This is a genomic window from Furfurilactobacillus sp. W61-4 (assembly GCF_057545565.1).
This window is the reverse complement of the sequence record NZ_BAAJNZ010000006.1, coordinates 65,013-81,781: the sequence shown is the minus strand read 5'-3', so window position 1 is coordinate 81,781 and position 16,769 is coordinate 65,013. Positions and strand designations below refer to the sequence as shown.

Below are 16,769 nucleotides of genomic sequence, written 5' to 3'. Positions count from 1 at the left end.
TACCTCCTTTTTTCTGAATTATTTACCTTGACGTTGCTTGTGCTTTGGATTTGCTGAACAAATCACCATCACACGACCGTTACGTTTAATCACACGGCAGTGTTCACACATAGGCTTTACTGATGGTCTTACTTTCATGATTTTTCCTCCATAATTATGAGGCGACGATTACTTGAAACGGTAAGTAATCCGACCCTTTGTCAAATCGTACGGTGACATTTCAACAGTGACCTTGTCACCAGGCAAAATTCGAATATAATGCATCCGAATCTTACCTGACACGTGAGCCAAGATTTCATGACCGTTCTCAAGTTCTACTTTAAACATCGCATTAGGCAATGTTTCTTTAACAGTGCCTTCGATTTCAATTACGTCACTTGCCAAACAGAATTCCCTCCCCTTAAATGAACTTTAATTCTTACGATACGGTGGCAAAAACGACGGAAAAACGGCGAAAACAGTCGTTTCCACCCCCTTGGCGCACCACTCTGCGCAAACCATACCAAGAGATTTTATCACATTCTTAAGGGTCCTGCAAATACTGGGTTCGAACTTGTCAACCCCAAAATTTACGATTCACTGACAGACTGCAAGACAGTGGAGACGTCCTCGAAAACATCGTCGATTTTACGTTGGCCATTGATCGTGTGTAAGACACCCTGACCTTGGTAATAATCAACTAACGGCGTGTTCATCTTAATATTGACAGCCAATCGGTTTTTAACCGTTTCAGGTTTATCATCGTCACGCTGATAGAAGTCATGCGATCCACAAACATCACAAGTTCCTTCAACCTTTGGTGGATTACTGATTCGATTATAAGTTGCGCCACAAACTCGGCAGATAAACCGAGCAGATAAACGATCAACTAACACTGCAGGATCAACGTCGATGTTAATCACGGCATCAAGGTGACGCTTCGAGTCGGCCAGCATTTGGTCTAACGCAGCCGCTTGATCAAGATTTCGTGGATAACCATCCAACATGAATCCGTTTTTCAAGACATCTGGTTGACTCAAACGTTCACGAACAATACCGTTCGTGACCTCATCTGGAACCAATTCACCTTTATCAATGTAAGCTTTGGCAGCTAAACCCATTTCAGTCTCGTTCGCCATCGCTTCCCGAAAAATATCCCCCGTCGAAATGTGCGGAACTTGATATTCATCGTCGATCTTTTGAGCTTGAGTCCCTTTACCGGCACCTGGCAAGCCCATCAGAATCAAGTTGAGTGCCATGATTAATCCTCCTGTTCTTCCGTTGCCTCGTGGCTGGCCAACTGATCATCCTGAATGAAACCAACATATTGGCGCTTCATCATCAGACCATCAAGTTGACGAATCATATCAATTGCAACACCAACCACGATCAATAGTGACGTTCCACCTAACCCGATTGATTCATCTAATCCCCAAATATCACTAGCTAACAATGGGATTAACGCAACCAAGCCAAGGAACAACGATCCGACCGTACTTAATCGCATTAGCAAATGTGAAATGTAATCTTGTGTATCATGTCCAGGCCAAACACTCGGAATGTAGCCACCTTGTTTCTGCAAGTTTTCCGCCAATTTTTCAGGGTTAACCTGAACAAAAGCATAGAAAAATGTGAACAGCACGATTAACACCGTGTATAGGATTGCCCCCTGAGTGGTTTGCATATTAAAAATCTTGGACATGATCTGATACCAGTCATCAGCACCATGATTCTTCTGGAACGCCAGTAAAATCGTTTGTGGTGTCGAAATTAAGGAACTGGCAAAGATTACGGGAATCACCCCGGCAACATTCACCTTTAAAGGCAAATAACTGCCGGAACCAGCCGAAGTTGCACGTCGCGTGTACTGAATTGGAATCCGTCGTTCAGCCTGTTGGACCCACGTAACAAAAACAATGATGATAATTACGAGAACCGCAATGGCAGCTAAGAACAACGCACCACGCCATAACTGGCTTTTAGCAACTGAGGTAATGTTTTCACGCCAAAGTTGTTGAATTCCAACGGGCGTACGCGCAATAATCCCGGCAAAAATCAGCATTGAAACACCATTTCCTAAACCACGTTGGGTAATCATATCACCCAACCAAGTCGCAAACATCGTTCCACCGGTTAATAAAATCCCGATCATAATAAACGTTTGTGGATTTGGCGTTTTCACTAAGTGCATGGGACTAAGGGCGTTAAATCCCGCCGTAATCCCAATTGACTGGACGAAAGCCAAAGCAATCGTTAAATAACGAGTCGCTTGATTTAACTTACGCCGACCTACATCCCCTTGTTTGCTCCATTCAACAAATCGCGGCACAATATCCATTTGGAGCAATTGAACCACAATTTGTGCCGTCACGAATGGGGAAACCCCCATGGCGAACAGCGAATAGTTCGTTAACCCACCACCGGAAAAGATATTCAGTACATTAACAAGCCCGGAGCTTGCGACTGCTTGTAAAGCACGTGCATTAACCCCGGGAACGGTAATGTAACAACCTAACCGATAGACGATTAAAACAAACAAAGTGAAGAAGATCTTATTTCTGATTTCACGTGTCTTGAAAGCGTTCGAAATCGTAGAGATCAACTAGATCACCTCAGTCTTACCGCCGGCTGCTTCAATTGCAGCAACTGCTGCGTTTGAGAATTTGTTAGCGTGAACCGTAAGTTTCTTTTCAACGGCACCGTTGCCAAGAATCTTAACGCCACTCTTTTCGTTTTTCACCAAACCTGCTTCAACGAGCGCTGCTGGCGTAATGTCAGCACCATCATCAAAACGGTTTAATGAAGCTAAGTTCACAATCGCGAATTCCTTGCGGTTAATGTTGGTAAAACCACGTTTAGGAATCCGACGGTACAGTGGCATTTGGCCCCCTTCAAACCCGACACGCGTCTTACTACGCGCCTTTTGGCCTTTTTGACCACGGCCGGAAGTTTTACCGTTGCCGGCAGACACGCCGCGACCGCGACGCATCCGCTTACTACGTGAACCTTCGTTTGGTTGTAATTCGTTCAACTTCATTTCGTTGGCACCTCCTTACACGTAAATTGAATTTACTTAACTTCTTCAACAGTGACCAAGTGCGCAATCTTCATGATAGCGCCGCGAGTCGCGTCGTTGTTTGGCCGAATAACAGAACTGTTAACTCGTCCAAGGCCTAAGCCATACGCAACGTTACGAACTTTTGGCTTCTGGTGAACGGCACTTTTCACTAAAGTAATCTTGACTTGATTAGCCATGAGTTACGTCCTCCTTATTCAGCTAAATGTTCGACAGAAACGCCACGTAATGCAGCGACATCTTCAGCCCGCTTTAAGTCCTTAAGTCCTTCAAAGGTGGCACGCACAACGTTAACAGGTGTGCTTTCACCAAGAGACTTACTTGTAACATCGGCAACACCGGCTAATTCCATAACGGCACGAACGGCGCCACCAGCGGCAACCCCAGAACCTTCAACGGCTGGCTTCAACATCACTTTAGAACCTGAGTAAACACCCAGTACTTCATGAGGCAATGTCGAGCCAACAACTGGCACTTCAACTAAGTTCTTGTGAGCTGCTTCGACTGCTTTACGAATCGCTTCTGGTACTTCTTGCGCTTTACCAGTACCAAAACCAACGTGACCATTGTGGTCTCCCACAACGACTAAGGCAGCGAATCGAAGACGACGACCACCCTTAACAACCTTAGTAATCCGGTTGATTGAAACGACGTTATCTTCTAAATCTAACTTGCTTGGGTCGATAAAAGCCATTGGTTAATTCCTCCTTCTCTAGAATTTAAGTCCGTTTTCACGAGCGGCTTCAGCCAATGCTTCTACCCGACCATGATATAAGTAACCGCCACGATCGAAGACCACATCTGTGACCTTCTTGTCGTTGGCGCGTTTGGCAACCAATTCGCCAACGGAAGCTGCTTTTTCCGTCTTTGTGGTTCCCTTAACGTCTTTATCCAACGTTGAGGCACTTGCCAGCGTCACACCCGCTACGTCATCAATTACTTGCGCGTAGATGTTTGAATTAGAACGAAAAACGTTCAAGCGTGGGCGCTGCGCAGTACCAGAAATCTTACCACGCACACGTGCATGACGACGTTGGCGTGTTTTGTTTTTATCTGGTTTAGAAATCACAACAATTCACCTCATATTTTATTCGCAGTGAATCTGTGCACTGCGACACCTTAAGCCAAAACAAATGAATAAGCTGATCTGCTTACTTACCTGTCTTACCTTCCTTACGACGAACCTGTTCGCCTTCGTAACGAATCCCTTTGCCTTTGTACGGCTCAGGTGGACGAATACCACGAATCTCAGCAGCATAGTCACCGACTTGTTGCTTAGAGATTCCGGACAGAATAACCGTTGTGTTGTCGGGAACTTCAACACTGACACCCTCACGACCGTCAAATTCAACGGGGTTTGAGTAACCAACGTTCATGATGAGCTTCTTACCTTGCAATTGTGCACGGTAACCAACCCCAACTAGCTTCAGCGTCTTCTTGAAACCATCAGTAACCCCTTCAACCATGTTGGCGAAGTTGGCACGGGCCGTCCCATGAATAGCTTTCACTTTGCTATCGTCGCTAGGACGTGTGAATGAAACTTCCGTCCCGTCAACTTTCATAGTAATAATGTCAGCAAATGTCCGTGTTAGTTCACCCTTAGGGCCTTTAACAGTCACATCATTGCCGTTTTGTTTAACTTCAACCCCAGCGGGTAAAGTTACAACTTTATAACCAATACGACTCACGATTTACACCTCCAATCCTTATTTAGTGATTACCAAACGTAAGCGAGCACTTCGCCGCCGACGTCTTTTTGACGAGCATCTTTATCAGTGATCACACCTTCAGACGTGGAAATGATCGCAATACCAAGGCCATTTAAAACCTTTGGCACTGAATCAGCCTTCACGTATGAACGTAAACCAGGCTTAGAGATCCGCTTCAAACCGGAAATGACACGTTCGCCATCCTTACCGTATTTGAGAAAGACACGGATAATACCTTGCTTATCATCGTCGATGTATTCAACATCGCGTACGAAACCTTCGTTCTTCAAGATTTCGGCAATGTCACGCTTAATCTTTGACGCAGGCACTTCAACTGAATCGTGACGAACCATGTTCGCGTTACGAATCCGTGTCAGAAAGTCTGCAATCGGGTCTGTCATAGACATCGATATTTGCCTCCTTTTAGTATCGATATAAACAAATGAAACGACTTGAAAGGAATCCAAATCGAATTTTCTCAGTAAAAACCGAAGCCTACCAGCTTGCTTTCTTCATGCCAGGAATTTGACCCTTATGAGCTAAATCCCGTAAGCATAAACGGCAAAGATGGAACTTCCGGTAAACTGAGTGCGGACGGCCACAACGTTCACAGCGGGTATAAGCCTGCGTTGAGAACTTGGCTGGGCGTTCGCTCTTAACAACCATTGATTTCTTGGCCATGTATGTGGCGCCTCCTATTACTTGGCAAATGGCATCCCGAGCTGACCTAACAGTTCCCGGGATTCTTCATCAGTGTTAGCAGTCGTGACGATAACAATATCTAAGCCACGGACCCGGTTAACATTATCGTAATTGATTTCAGGGAAGATCAGTTGTTCACGAACCCCCAAAGTGTAGTTCCCACGTCCATCAAAGGAGCGGTTAGAAACACCATGGAAGTCACGAACACGTGGTAATGACACATTGATCAACTTGTCTAAAAAGTCATACATCCGTTCACCGCGCAAAGTTACCTTAGCACCAATGGACATTCCTTCACGAAGACGGAAGCCGGCAATTGATTTCTTAGCCTTAGTGATAACTGGCTTTTGACCAGCAATCAAGCCTAATTCCTCAACAGCTTCGTCTAAGTTCTTTGAGTTAGTGGTCGCATCACCAACCCCCATGTTCAGCACAATCTTGTCGATGTGTGGGGCTTGCATGCTTGACGTGTAGTTGAATTTTTCAATCAAGGAAGGTTTGATTTCCTTTTCGTAGCGTTCTTTCAAACGATTAGCCATTCTAAACGTTTCCTCCTTTCCCAAAAGTTATGCGATTGTGTTACCAGATTTCTTGGCAACTCGAACCTTCTTGCCATCTTCGACTTTAAAACCAACCCGAGTTGGTTCTTTAGTGGATGGGTCAATTAACATGACGTTAGAAACGTGGATTGGGGCTTCAACATCAACAATCCCCCCCTGTGGGTAGTCATTGTTTGGCTTTTGGTGTTTCTTCACCATGTTGATGCCTTCCACGACGACGCGGTCAGACTTGACAAGCGTTTGCTTAACAGCGCCCTCTTTGCCTTTGTCTTTACCAGCGATAACGCGTACTTGATCTCCAGTCTTTAAGAACATTCTGCTGTGCACCTCCTGTTCAACTTATGCATTCAGCTTGATTACTTGATTAAAGCACTTCAGGTGCTAAAGAAACGATCCGCATGAAGTTGCCTTCACGAAGTTCACGAGCAACTGGTCCAAAGATCCGTGTGCCACGAGGGCTCTTGTCATCAGAGATGATGACTGCAGCATTATCGTCAAACTTGATGTAAGAACCATCAGTCCGGTGCATACCAGAAACAGTCCGTACGATAACAGCTTTTACGACGTCACCTTTTTTTACAACGCCACCTGGTGTTGCTTGTTTAACAGTAGCGACGATGATGTCACCAATATTGGCTGACTTCCGTGTTGAACCGCCAAGAATCTTGATCGTCAAGATTTCACGGGCACCCGAGTTATCAGCAACTTTTAAACGACTTTCTTGTTGAATCACGGTTTTATCCTCCTTCCGCAACTAATTAGAATACGTAGAAATGGTTATTACAGGATGACGGCCTTTTCAACGACATTCAAGAGGCGGAAGTGCTTGGTCTTAGACAACGGCCGCGTTTCCATGATCCGTACAATATCGCCAGTTTTGGCTTCGTTGTTATCATCTTGCGCAACGAATTTCTTGGTGTATTTAACCCGTTTACCATAAACTGGGTGGTTCTTGTAAGTGTCAACAGCGACAATAATCGTCTTGTCATTCTTATCAGAAACCACGTGGCCCTGGTAAACCTTACGTGCGTTACGTTCAGTCATAGGTTAACTTCTCCTTTCGTATTCTAATTACTTGCTTTGGCTTAATTCTTGTTGACGAAGAGCCGTCTTCAACCGGGCAATATTCTTACGAACTTGCTTCAAGCGAGCAGTATTTTCTAATTGGCCAGTTGCCAATTGGAACCGCAAGTTGAACAATTCGTCTTTGTAGCCCTTTTCTTTATCAAGCATTTCAGCAGTGGTTAATTTGTTAATGTCAGTCATTTTCATAATTATTCGCCACCTACTTCTTCACGCGCCACGATTTTCGTCTTAACGGGTAGCTTGTGACTAGCAAGACGCAATGCTTCGCGAGCAACGGCTTCTGATACACCGCCAACTTCAAACATTACCTTGCCGCGCTTAACAGGAGAAACCCAACCTTCAGGTGCCCCTTTCCCGTTACCCATACGAACACCGACACCCTTTGAGGTGTAGGACTTATGAGGGAAAATCTTGATCCAAACTTTACCACCACGCTTCATGTAACGGTTCATTGCAATACGAGCCGCTTCAATCTGACGGTTAGAAACCCATGATGAAGTTGTGGCTTGCAGACCAAAGTCGCCAAAAGCAACGGTCTTACCGCCTTTTGCTTCACCACGCATGTGACCGCGGAATTCCCGACGGTGCTTAACCCGTTTAGGTACCAGCATGATTATTTCCCTCCTCGTTGATTATTTGTTGACTTCTTGGCAGGAAGTACTTCACCACGGTAGATCCATGTTTTCACGCCGATCATCCCATAAGTGGTCCGGGCCTCATCCCAAGAATAGTCAATGTCCGCCCGCAATGTATGCAACGGAACCGTTCCTTCTGAGTAGCGTTCTTTACGGGCAATGTCAGCACCATTTAAACGGCCTGAAACCATCGTCTTAATTCCGTGTGCACCTGCACGCATGGAACGTTGGATCGCGCCACGCATTGCACGACGGAAGGCAACCCGCTGCTCTAATTGCTTGGCAATTGAATCCCCAACTAAGTGAGCATCCAAGTCAGGCTTTTTGATTTCAATAATGTTGATGTGAACTTGCTTGCCAGTTAAGCTGTTCAATTCCTTACGGAGTTTTTCAACTTCTGACCCACCTTTACCGATAACCATCCCAGGCTTTGCAGTGTGAATGGATAATACCACCCGACCAGCAGCCCGTTCGATTTCAACGGTTGAAACAGATGCGTCGGCAAGTCTTTGATCAATAAACTTACGGATTTTCACGTCTTCGATTAACCAAGTTGCGTAATCTTTATCCGCATACCACTTGGCTTCCCAATCGCGGATAACGCCGACACGAAATCCATTTGGATTTACTTTTTGACCCACGCTCGTTCCCTCCTACTTTTCAGATACGACTACTGTAATGTGGCTCGTCCGCTTGTTAATCGGTGATGCGGAACCTTTAGCCCGAGGACGGAACCGCTTTAGGGTTGGTCCTTCATTAGCAAATGCTTCAGAAACAACTAGATCAGCACGATCTAAGTCAAAGTTGTTTTCAGCGTTTGCAACAGCAGACTTCAAAACTTTTTCTACGTCCGCAGATGCACCGCGAGGCGTGAATTTTAAAATGGCAAATGCTTCATTGACGCTCTTGCCGCGAATAAGGTCAACAACTAGGCGAACCTTACGAGCAGCGACACGAACAGTCTTTGCAGTTGCTTTTGCAGTTGTAACTTGTTCAGCCATTGTTCAGTCCTCCTAATTATTTACCAGTTACCTTGTCGGAACCGGCGTGTCCACGGAATGTCCGTGTAGGCACGAATTCGCCAAGCTTGTGACCAACCATGTCATCAGAAATGAACACTGGGACATGTTTCCGTCCGTCATAAACAGCGATTGTGTATCCGATGAAGCTAGGGAAAATCGTTGACCGACGTGACCAAGTTTTGATCACAGTTTTCTTTTCAGAATCGGCTTGTGCAGCGATTTTCTTCAGCAGATGTTCATCGGCGAAAGGTCCTTTTTTAAGACTACGACCCATCGTGTGGCCTCCTCTCAGTTAGCGGTTAGCTAACGCGTTCATGTTATTAACGACTAATTATCGACGTGCTTATTTCTTCCGACGGTCACGCACAATCAGCTTGTTAGACAGAGCTTTGTGATTCCGCGTCTTCTTACCAGCAGTCTTCTTACCCCATGGTGACATCGGTGACGGACGACCAACTGGCGCTTTACCTTCACCACCACCATGTGGGTGATCGTTAGGGTTCATAACTGATCCACGAACATGTGGACGTTGGCCAGAATAGCGCTTGCGACCAGCTTTACCTAAGTTGATCAGTTCGTGTTGTTCGTTACCAACCGCACCAATCGTAGCACGGCCAGCGACTAAGACCATCCGAACTTCACCGGAAGCTAAACGAAGCATGGCATACTTGCCTTCTTTACCCAACAACTGAGCTGAAGCACCAGCTGAACGAGCAAGCTGTCCGCCTTTACCAGGCTTCAATTCAATGTTATGGATAACAGTACCAACCGGAATGTTTACCAATGGCAAGGCATTCCCAACCTTGATATCTGCTTCTGGACCAGATTCAACAACAGTGCCAACTTCCAGACCCTTCGGTGCTAAGATGTATGACTTTGTGCCGTCCTCATAAACCAATAAAGCAATGTTTGCAGTCCGGTTTGGATCATATTCGATCGCCTTGACCGTTGCTTTGTAATCATCCTTGATTCGTTTAAAGTCGATAATCCGGTAGGCGCGCTTAGTACCACCGCCACGATGGCGAACTGTCATGTGGCCTTGGTTGTTACGCCCTGCTCGGTGACTTTGTGATTCCAACAGCGACTTTTCAGGGGTCGTTTTGGTAATCTCACTAAAGTCGGAGCCGGTCATGTTACGACGACCGTTAGTGGTTGGTTTATAACTCTTAATACCCACTATACTTTCCTCCTAAGATTTTCGTGCCGTGGCTGGTTGTCCCTTGTGAGGAGCCGAACACCAGCGGCGCATAGATTTGAAGCTGAGATTATTCTTCGTTAAATAGTTCAATTGCCTTTGAGTCAGCGCTCAAAGTAATGATCGCCTTACGACGCTTCTTTGTGTAACCACTGTAACGACCCTGACGCTTCAAGTGACCTTTAACATTCATAATGTTAACCTTAGTCACTTTTACATCGAAGATTTCTTCGATCGCGTGCTTAACCTGAGTCTTGGTTGCACGAGTGTCAACGTCGAAAACGTACCGTTTGTCATCAATGTCAGCCATTGAAGATTCGGTAATAACTGGACGTAAAATCACATCACGTGCTTCCATTATGCGAGCACCTCCTCTACCTGAGAAAGAGCAGATTGGGTAATCACCATCTTGTCGTTGTTAACAACGTCCAAAACGTTAACGCCTTTGGCCGTTAATACCGTAACGTTAGTCAAATTGCGTGCAGACAAAGCTGCGTTTTCGTTGTCATCTTCAACCACAATAAGGGTCTTTTCAGCAACTTTCAGGTTGTTTAAAACTGAGGCAAATTCAGCTGTCTTAGGTGCTTTGAATTCCAAAGCATCAACAACAACCAAGGCTTTGTCTAATACCTTTTGTGACAAAACAGACTTCATTGCCAATTGACGCACTTTTTGTGGCAACTTGTAGGCGTACGAACGTGGAGTTGGTCCAAAGACAATTCCACCGCCACGCCATTGTGGTGAACGGATTGAACCTTGACGAGCACGGCCAGTCCCTTTTTGACGCCATGGTTTTTTACCACCACCGGAGACAGCACTGCGGTTTTTAACGGCGTGCGTGCCTTGGCGCAAAGATGCACGTTGCATCAATACGGCATCGGTGATGACATTGTTATTAGGTTCGATGCCAAACACAGCATCATTAAGTTCAACTGTGCCTGACTTCTTCCCATCTTGTTTAAATAAATCAACGCTGGTAGTCATAGCTGTTTGTCCTCCCTTCCCTTAAATTATTTTTCACTGTGGCGGTTGTTCTTCTTCAAGCCAGCCTTAACAGAGCTTTTAATTGTTACAAATGATTTGTTAGCACCAGGCACGTTACCTTTGATCAACAAAACATTGTTTTCAACGTCGGCACGAACAACTTGCAAGTGTTGCATGGTTACCTTGTGGTTACCCATCCGTCCCGGAAGTGGCTTGCCTTTGAAAACACGGTTGATAATGGCACCCATTGAACCTGGGCGACGGTGATAACGAGAACCGTGAGCCATTGGTCCACGATGTTGTCCGTCTTTCTTAATGTTACCTTGGTACCCATGTCCTTTAGTGATACCCGTGACGTCGACTGTTTCGCCTTCTGCGAAGACGTCAGCCTTGAGCTCGTCACCGACTTTCATGTCTCCTAGCTCAACATCGCGAATTTCACGAACGAAGCGCTTAGGAGCCGTTTTTGCTGCTGCTACATGACCTTGTTCGGGCTTGTTAGACAGAACTTCACGTTTGTCATCGAATCCTAACTGGATTGAGTTATAACCGTCATTTTCAACAGTCTTAACCTGCAAAACTACGTTAGGAGTTACGTCGATAACTGAAACTGGGATCAATTCCCCATTTTCGGTGAAGACCTGCGTCATCCCGACCTTTTTCCCTAAGATTCCTTTTGTGGTCATGAGTACACCTCCAATATATTGTATTTAAGTATTCATATAGTGATTACTCACCAGATAGAACCAAACTAAAGCTTGATTTCGATATCAACACCGCTTGGCAATTCAAGCTTAGTCAATGAATCAACTGTTTTAGCAGTTGGGTTGACAATGTCGATCAAACGCTTGTGCGTCCGAATTTCGAACTGTTCACGAGACTTCTTGAACTTATGTGGTGAACGTAGCACTGTGAACAATACCCGTTCTGTTGGTAACGGAATTGGCCCTGAAATTTCAGCACCAGTCCGCTTAGCCGTTTCCACGATCTTGTCAGCTGACTGATCAAGGATTCGGTGCTCATAAGCCTTTAAGCGAATACGAATTTTCTTACTTGCCATAAATGTTCCCTCCTCACGTCTATTTTTCGAAATAGGCTAGCTCCGTGAAAATTACCGCCACACCTCCGTGGCAAAGCGGCCGGGTGTGTCGCAACCTTTCACATCATTGCTCGCTTGATACCGTGCGAATCAGAGCACAATTGTCCCTTGTTTCGCACAAGCACTTAACTACTATACCAGCAGAAAGCTGTAATGACAAGGGTTTATTAAAAACTGTAAATTGCATTTTGATGACAAAATTGGTGCCGTACAATCAGCAACTAACGTAACATAACACGATCCCATTATTTAATCCCCGGGTTCAGTTAATTTTCATTTTATTTTCAACTTATTTTGAGCAATTAGTGAAAATCCTTTTCTTTTCTAAAGGTAACCCCTTATACTAGTTTTGTTCAGCTGCGGTTACCTATCTTTTACTGCTCAAGGAGGAAAATGTCATGGATTTTGGCAAGCAGGCCCTACTCATTATCGACTATACGAATGATTTTGTCGCCGAAAAAGGGGCATTAACGACCGGCACACCTGGCCAACAGATCGCCCCCGCAATTTTATCACTCGCCAATCAATTCTTGGACAACGATGATTACGTCATTTTGCCAACTGATTTACACGATGGTGTCGACCCCTACCATCCTGAAACCAAACTTTTCCCACCCCATAATCTAAAAGACACTTGGGGTCGACAACTTTTTGGTGATTTAGAAACTTGGTACCAAGAACATCGTGACAACGACCATCTCTATTACTTCGACAAAAATCGCTACAGCGCCTTCGCTAATACGAATCTGGATAATTATCTGCGTAGTCGTCAAATCACTAACCTGACGCTCGCTGGCGTTTGCACCGACATTTGCGTCCTGCATACGGCTGTTGACGCATATAATCTTGACTATCAACTCACCATCCCTCGTCAAGCCGTGGCTTCTTTTGATCAAGCTGGCCACGAATGGGCATTACGCCACTTTGAACAGACCTTAGGGGCTAAGGTGACTGATTAACAAGCCATGTATTCTAAACTGCTATCTTTATTTATATAGAAGAAACGCAAAAAATAAAGGCCACCAAAAGTGTTATGCTGACAGAGAATCCTGTTTGTTATTACACTTTGGAGGCTTTTATTATGTCCTTATCTGAATTAAGCACCTGTACGACCATTTTAGTCGGACGGTTAGCTAGTTACGATGGTTCAACACTGATTGCCCGCAATGAAGACGCGGGCGCCGCGGTTGACCCTAAAAAGTTTGTTGTCGTTAAAGCAGCTGATCAACCACGCGATTACCATGCTAAACTTAGCAAGTTTGCTGTAAGACTTCCTGATAATCCACTACGCTATACCGCAATTCCCAACGCGGTTGCTACTAGCGGCATTTGGGGTGAAGCTGGCATCAACGCCGATAACGTGGCTATGAGTGCGACCGAAACGATCACTACCAATGAACGTATTCTAGGCGCCGACCCGCTCGTTGCAGATGGTGTCGGTGAAGAAGATTTGCTGACCGTTACTTTGCCGTACATTCATTCAGCACGCGAAGGGGTTAAACGAGTTGGTGAAATTCTCAAAAATCACGGCACCTATGAATCTAACGGGATCATTTTCTCAGACGTTAATGAAATTTGGTATATGGAAACGGCTGGTGGCCACCACTGGGTTGCTCAACGTATTCCCGATGACGCCTATGTCGTGGCACCCAACCAAACTGGCATTCAAGAAATTGACTTTGCTGATCCTGATCACTTCATGTTTGCTGATGACTTACAACAATTCGTTAAAGATCATCATTTAAATTTGGGACAGGGGTTCAACTTCCGTGAAATCTTCGGCTCCCATTCCCAATTGGATCATCACTACAATACGCCACGAGCTTGGTATGCACAGCGTTATTTCAGTCCAAGTAGCGTCACCGATCAAGGTCCCATGAGTGATAACTTATCTTTCATTAGTTACGCAGACAAAAAGATCACCATCGAAGATATCAAATATGTGCTCAGTTCGCATTATCAAGACACCCCCTATGACCCGTTTGCCTTGAGTGCTTCTCGAACCACTGCACCGTTTCGACCGATTGGCATCAATCGCACGCAAGAACTGTGCGTTTTACAACTACGTCCTAATTTGCCAGCTGGTCGTTCCGCGATTCAGTGGGTTGCCATGGCTGCCAATCCATTTAACACATTGGTCCCCTTCTTCACCAATGTTAATGACACCCCCGCTAGTTACCGCGACACCACTAATGTCCTCAATAGTCACAATGCTTACTGGGCCAACCGCCTGATTAGTTTAATCGTTGCCGACCATTTTCAGTTACTCATTAGTGATGTTGAAAGTTACCAAGAAAAAACGCTTGGCTACGGTCACCAACGAATCGCCGAACTAGACCAGCAATTAAGCGACCTGACTGGTGACGAATTGACTGATGCGTTAACAAGCGCCAACCAAGTCACTGCTGACCATATTATGGCCGCGACTGGCGAGCTGCTCACCACAGTGGTTGCCAAAGGAGGCAATCACGTTCTTGGCGCTTTCACTCGCGACAACTACTAATTAGGTTTCCCCAATTGCTTTGATAAAAAAAGTGGTTCACCAGGCAACGTCACAGTCGCTTGGTGAACCACTTTTTCTTTTACCGACTAATAAGAATTAGTCTTCTGGGTGGTGGTTACCACCATTTTTCTTGATAATTTCTTCTTGAACAGCCTTTGGTACAGCTGAATAATGGTCAAATGTCATGGTGAAGGTCCCACGGCCTTGCGTTGATGAACGCAAGGTTGTCGCATACCCGAACATTTCAGCCAATGGTACAAAAGCATGAACTTCTTGCGCGTTCCCACGTGCTTCCATACCATCAACCGTCCCACGACGAGCAGTTACGTGACCCATAACATCCCCAAGGTTATCTTCAGGGGCAACGATGTCAACCTTCATGATTGGTTCCAAGATAACCGGTGCAGCCTTCTTAGCCGCTTCACGCAAAGCTAAGGATGCGGCAATCTTAAAGGCAGCTTCAGAGGAGTCGACATCATGGTAACTACCATCATAAAGCTTGGCCTTAACGTCAACAACTGGGTAGCCAGCGATCATCCCGTTTGCCATGGCTTCTTGAAGTCCTTGGTCAACTGACGGGATGTACTCACGTGGCACAACCCCACCAACGATGGCATCGTCGAATTCGTAACCTTTACCGGTTTCGTTAGGTGTGAATTCGATCCAAACATCACCATATTGACCTTTACCACCAGACTGACGAATGAAACGACCTTCAACTTGGGCAGACTTGGTAATTGTTTCACGGTACGCAACTTGAGGGGCACCAACAGTCGCGTCCACCTTAAATTCGCGTTTCATCCGGTCAACAATGATGTCCAAGTGAAGTTCACCCATCCCAGAGATCAAGGTTTCACCGGTCTCAGGGTTTGTTTCTGCACGGAAACTTGGGTCTTCTTCAGACAGCTTTTGCAAGGCATTATTCATCTTGTCTTGGTCAGCTTTAGTCTTCGGTTCAACAGCAACTTGAATAACTGGGTCTGGGAAGACCATTGATTCCAAGTGCAATGGGTGGTCAACATCAGTCAAAGAATCACCAGTAGTCGTGTTCTTTAAACCAATGGCCGCTGCGATATCCCCAGAAAAGACTTCAGGAATTTCGTTTTGCTGGTTTGAGTGCATTTGTAGCAAACGACCAACCCGTTCACGTTTACCTTTCGTGGCATTTAACACGTATGAACCGGATTCCAAAGTTCCTTGGTAAACCCGGATAAATGTCAAACGACCAACATAAGGGTCAGTAGCCACTTTAAAGGCCAAGGCAGCGAAGTCCTTGTCATCTCCGGCAACTAAGTCCTCTTCTTCACCAGTTTCTGGATCAGTCGCCGTGTAAGGCTTAACGTCCAATGGCGAAGGAAGATAGTCGACAACGGCGTCCATTAACATCTGGACCCCTTTGTTCTTGTAAGCTGAGCCGGCAAGAACGGGGAAGAATTCGTTAGCTAAGGTTGCTCGACGAATTCCAGCCTTTAATTCTTCCTTGCTGATTTCTTCACCGTTCAAGTACTTTTCCATCAAATCGTCGTCTGATTCAGCAACGGCTTCAACCAATGCATCACGCCGTTTTTGCGCTTCTGCGGCGTATTGTTCCGGAATATCAACTGTGTCCCATTCCGTCCCTAATGCATCTTCATCATACAGGTCGGCCTTCATTTCGATTAAGTCAATGACCCCTTCGAAATCATCTTCAGCACCGATTGGCATTTGAATCGCGTGCGCATTAGCTTGTAACCGATCCCCTAATGAATCAACGGAGAAGTCAAAGTCAGCCCCCATTTTGTCCATCTTGTTAACGAACACAATACGGGGAACATCGTAGGTAGAAGCTTGACGCCAAACTGTTTCTGTCTGAGGTTCAACCCCTGCTTGGGCATCCAAGACCGCAATCGCACCATCCAACACTCGTAAAGAACGCTCAACTTCAATCGTGAAGTCCACGTGTCCTGGTGTATCAATAATGTTAATCCGGTGATCCTTCCATTGGGCAGTCGTGGCAGCGGAAGTAATCGTGATCCCACGTTCTTGTTCTTGAGCCATCCAGTCCATTTGTGAAGCCCCATCATGGGTTTCACCAATTTTATGAATCTTACCCGTGTAATACAAAATCCGTTCAGTTAACGTCGTCTTACCGGCATCAATATGGGCCATGATTCCGATATTACGCGTCTTTTCCAACGGAAATTCACGTTTGTTAGCCATTGTTATCTCCTTTAAATTAC

28 protein-coding genes are annotated in these 16,769 nt (G+C 45.6%); 2 read left to right on the top strand and 26 right to left on the bottom strand.

The window, feature by feature from the left end; all coding sequences use genetic code 11:
* Positions 1 to 18: 18 nt before the first annotated feature.
* The 25 genes from rpmJ to rpsJ all read right to left on the bottom strand — a co-directional run bounded on the left by rpmJ (position 19) and on the right by rpsJ (position 12,008).
* Complete coding sequence (rpmJ, locus tag AC27FN_RS08540) at positions 19 to 138, bottom strand: 50S ribosomal protein L36 (RefSeq protein ID WP_081495882.1); 120 nt, start codon at positions 136 to 138, stop codon at positions 19 to 21.
* Positions 139 to 168: 30 nt separating this feature from the next.
* Positions 169 to 384 (bottom strand): translation initiation factor IF-1, encoded by a 216-nt coding sequence (gene infA / locus AC27FN_RS08535; protein WP_017262672.1) that lies wholly within the window; start codon positions 382 to 384, stop codon positions 169 to 171.
* Positions 385 to 569: 185 nt separating this feature from the next.
* Positions 570 to 1,238: an adenylate kinase gene (locus AC27FN_RS08530; protein ID WP_487167564.1), complete on the bottom strand. Its 669-nt coding sequence runs from the start codon at positions 1,236 to 1,238 to the stop codon at positions 570 to 572.
* A 2-nt stretch (positions 1,239 to 1,240) separates the two neighbouring features.
* On the bottom strand, positions 1,241 to 2,581 hold the full coding sequence (secY, locus tag AC27FN_RS08525; protein WP_487167563.1) for a preprotein translocase subunit SecY: 1,341 nt from the start codon (positions 2,579 to 2,581) through the stop codon (positions 1,241 to 1,243).
* The gene (rplO, locus tag AC27FN_RS08520; protein WP_487167562.1) at positions 2,582 to 3,016 is read right to left on the bottom strand and encodes a 50S ribosomal protein L15; all 435 of its coding nucleotides are present in this window, start codon (positions 3,014 to 3,016) and stop codon (positions 2,582 to 2,584) included.
* Positions 3,017 to 3,048: 32 nt separating this feature from the next.
* Entirely contained in the window at positions 3,049 to 3,234 is a 186-nt protein-coding gene (gene rpmD / locus AC27FN_RS08515) for a 50S ribosomal protein L30 (protein WP_407884218.1), read from the bottom strand.
* A 14-nt stretch (positions 3,235 to 3,248) separates the two neighbouring features.
* Entirely contained in the window at positions 3,249 to 3,749 is a 501-nt protein-coding gene (rpsE, locus tag AC27FN_RS08510) for a 30S ribosomal protein S5 (RefSeq protein WP_487167561.1), read from the bottom strand.
* 18 nt (positions 3,750 to 3,767) lie between these two features.
* On the bottom strand, positions 3,768 to 4,124 hold the full coding sequence (gene rplR / locus AC27FN_RS08505; protein ID WP_407884222.1) for a 50S ribosomal protein L18: 357 nt from the start codon (positions 4,122 to 4,124) through the stop codon (positions 3,768 to 3,770).
* 82 nt (positions 4,125 to 4,206) lie between these two features.
* A complete protein-coding gene (rplF, locus tag AC27FN_RS08500; protein ID WP_487167560.1) occupies positions 4,207 to 4,743 on the bottom strand; it encodes a 50S ribosomal protein L6 in 537 nt (178 codons plus the stop codon).
* Positions 4,744 to 4,772: 29 nt separating this feature from the next.
* Complete coding sequence (rpsH, locus tag AC27FN_RS08495) at positions 4,773 to 5,171, bottom strand: 30S ribosomal protein S8 (protein WP_407884226.1); 399 nt, start codon at positions 5,169 to 5,171, stop codon at positions 4,773 to 4,775.
* An 88-nt stretch (positions 5,172 to 5,259) separates the two neighbouring features.
* On the bottom strand, positions 5,260 to 5,445 hold the full coding sequence (locus AC27FN_RS08490) for a type Z 30S ribosomal protein S14 (protein ID WP_407884228.1): 186 nt from the start codon (positions 5,443 to 5,445) through the stop codon (positions 5,260 to 5,262).
* Between the two features lie 17 nt (positions 5,446 to 5,462).
* Entirely contained in the window at positions 5,463 to 6,005 is a 543-nt protein-coding gene (gene rplE / locus AC27FN_RS08485) for a 50S ribosomal protein L5 (RefSeq protein ID WP_407884230.1), read from the bottom strand.
* A gap of 27 nt (positions 6,006 to 6,032) precedes the next feature.
* Entirely contained in the window at positions 6,033 to 6,341 is a 309-nt protein-coding gene (gene rplX, locus AC27FN_RS08480) for a 50S ribosomal protein L24 (RefSeq protein WP_407884232.1), read from the bottom strand.
* A gap of 49 nt (positions 6,342 to 6,390) precedes the next feature.
* Positions 6,391 to 6,759, bottom strand: a complete 369-nt coding sequence (gene rplN / locus AC27FN_RS08475; protein WP_017262660.1) for a 50S ribosomal protein L14 — start codon at positions 6,757 to 6,759, stop codon at positions 6,391 to 6,393.
* Between the two features lie 47 nt (positions 6,760 to 6,806).
* Positions 6,807 to 7,070: a 30S ribosomal protein S17 gene (rpsQ, locus tag AC27FN_RS08470; protein WP_407884234.1), complete on the bottom strand. Its 264-nt coding sequence runs from the start codon at positions 7,068 to 7,070 to the stop codon at positions 6,807 to 6,809.
* A 27-nt stretch (positions 7,071 to 7,097) separates the two neighbouring features.
* Positions 7,098 to 7,298, bottom strand: a complete 201-nt coding sequence (gene rpmC, locus AC27FN_RS08465; RefSeq protein WP_407884236.1) for a 50S ribosomal protein L29 — start codon at positions 7,296 to 7,298, stop codon at positions 7,098 to 7,100.
* A 2-nt stretch (positions 7,299 to 7,300) separates the two neighbouring features.
* Positions 7,301 to 7,723 carry a 50S ribosomal protein L16 gene (rplP, locus tag AC27FN_RS08460; RefSeq protein WP_487167559.1) on the bottom strand — a complete coding sequence of 141 codons (423 nt, stop codon included), beginning with the start codon at positions 7,721 to 7,723 and terminating at the stop codon, positions 7,301 to 7,303.
* Positions 7,724 to 7,725: 2 nt separating this feature from the next.
* Positions 7,726 to 8,388, bottom strand: coding sequence for a 30S ribosomal protein S3 (rpsC, locus tag AC27FN_RS08455; protein ID WP_407884240.1), 663 nt, complete (start codon positions 8,386 to 8,388; stop codon positions 7,726 to 7,728).
* Positions 8,389 to 8,400: 12 nt separating this feature from the next.
* Positions 8,401 to 8,748 carry a 50S ribosomal protein L22 gene (gene rplV, locus AC27FN_RS08450; protein ID WP_487167558.1) on the bottom strand — a complete coding sequence of 116 codons (348 nt, stop codon included), beginning with the start codon at positions 8,746 to 8,748 and terminating at the stop codon, positions 8,401 to 8,403.
* Between the two features lie 16 nt (positions 8,749 to 8,764).
* A complete protein-coding gene (gene rpsS, locus AC27FN_RS08445) occupies positions 8,765 to 9,043 on the bottom strand; it encodes a 30S ribosomal protein S19 (protein ID WP_407879286.1) in 279 nt (92 codons plus the stop codon).
* A 69-nt stretch (positions 9,044 to 9,112) separates the two neighbouring features.
* Positions 9,113 to 9,946, bottom strand: a complete 834-nt coding sequence (gene rplB, locus AC27FN_RS08440; protein ID WP_487167557.1) for a 50S ribosomal protein L2 — start codon at positions 9,944 to 9,946, stop codon at positions 9,113 to 9,115.
* An 88-nt stretch (positions 9,947 to 10,034) separates the two neighbouring features.
* The gene (rplW, locus tag AC27FN_RS08435; RefSeq protein WP_487167556.1) at positions 10,035 to 10,322 is read right to left on the bottom strand and encodes a 50S ribosomal protein L23; all 288 of its coding nucleotides are present in this window, start codon (positions 10,320 to 10,322) and stop codon (positions 10,035 to 10,037) included.
* Positions 10,322 to 10,948, bottom strand: a complete 627-nt coding sequence (gene rplD, locus AC27FN_RS08430) for a 50S ribosomal protein L4 (protein WP_487167555.1) — start codon at positions 10,946 to 10,948, stop codon at positions 10,322 to 10,324. The genes rplW and rplD overlap by 1 nt, the downstream gene beginning before the upstream one ends.
* Before the next feature lie 26 nt (positions 10,949 to 10,974).
* Positions 10,975 to 11,634, bottom strand: coding sequence for a 50S ribosomal protein L3 (rplC, locus tag AC27FN_RS08425; protein ID WP_487167554.1), 660 nt, complete (start codon positions 11,632 to 11,634; stop codon positions 10,975 to 10,977).
* A 65-nt stretch (positions 11,635 to 11,699) separates the two neighbouring features.
* Complete coding sequence (rpsJ, locus tag AC27FN_RS08420) at positions 11,700 to 12,008, bottom strand: 30S ribosomal protein S10 (protein WP_407884252.1); 309 nt, start codon at positions 12,006 to 12,008, stop codon at positions 11,700 to 11,702.
* Positions 12,009 to 12,445: 437 nt separating this feature from the next.
* On the opposite strand from rpsJ, the gene AC27FN_RS08415 reads away from it, so the two are divergent.
* Both AC27FN_RS08415 and AC27FN_RS08410 read left to right on the top strand, forming a co-directional pair.
* Entirely contained in the window at positions 12,446 to 13,006 is a 561-nt protein-coding gene (locus AC27FN_RS08415; RefSeq protein ID WP_487167553.1) for a cysteine hydrolase family protein, read from the top strand.
* 122 nt (positions 13,007 to 13,128) lie between these two features.
* Complete coding sequence (locus AC27FN_RS08410) at positions 13,129 to 14,550, top strand: C69 family dipeptidase (protein ID WP_487167552.1); 1,422 nt, start codon at positions 13,129 to 13,131, stop codon at positions 14,548 to 14,550.
* Positions 14,551 to 14,646: 96 nt separating this feature from the next.
* Here the strand turns inward: AC27FN_RS08410 and fusA are convergent, their stop codons facing one another.
* Entirely contained in the window at positions 14,647 to 16,749 is a 2,103-nt protein-coding gene (gene fusA, locus AC27FN_RS08405; protein WP_487167551.1) for an elongation factor G, read from the bottom strand.
* Between the last annotated feature and the right edge of the window lie 20 nt (positions 16,750 to 16,769).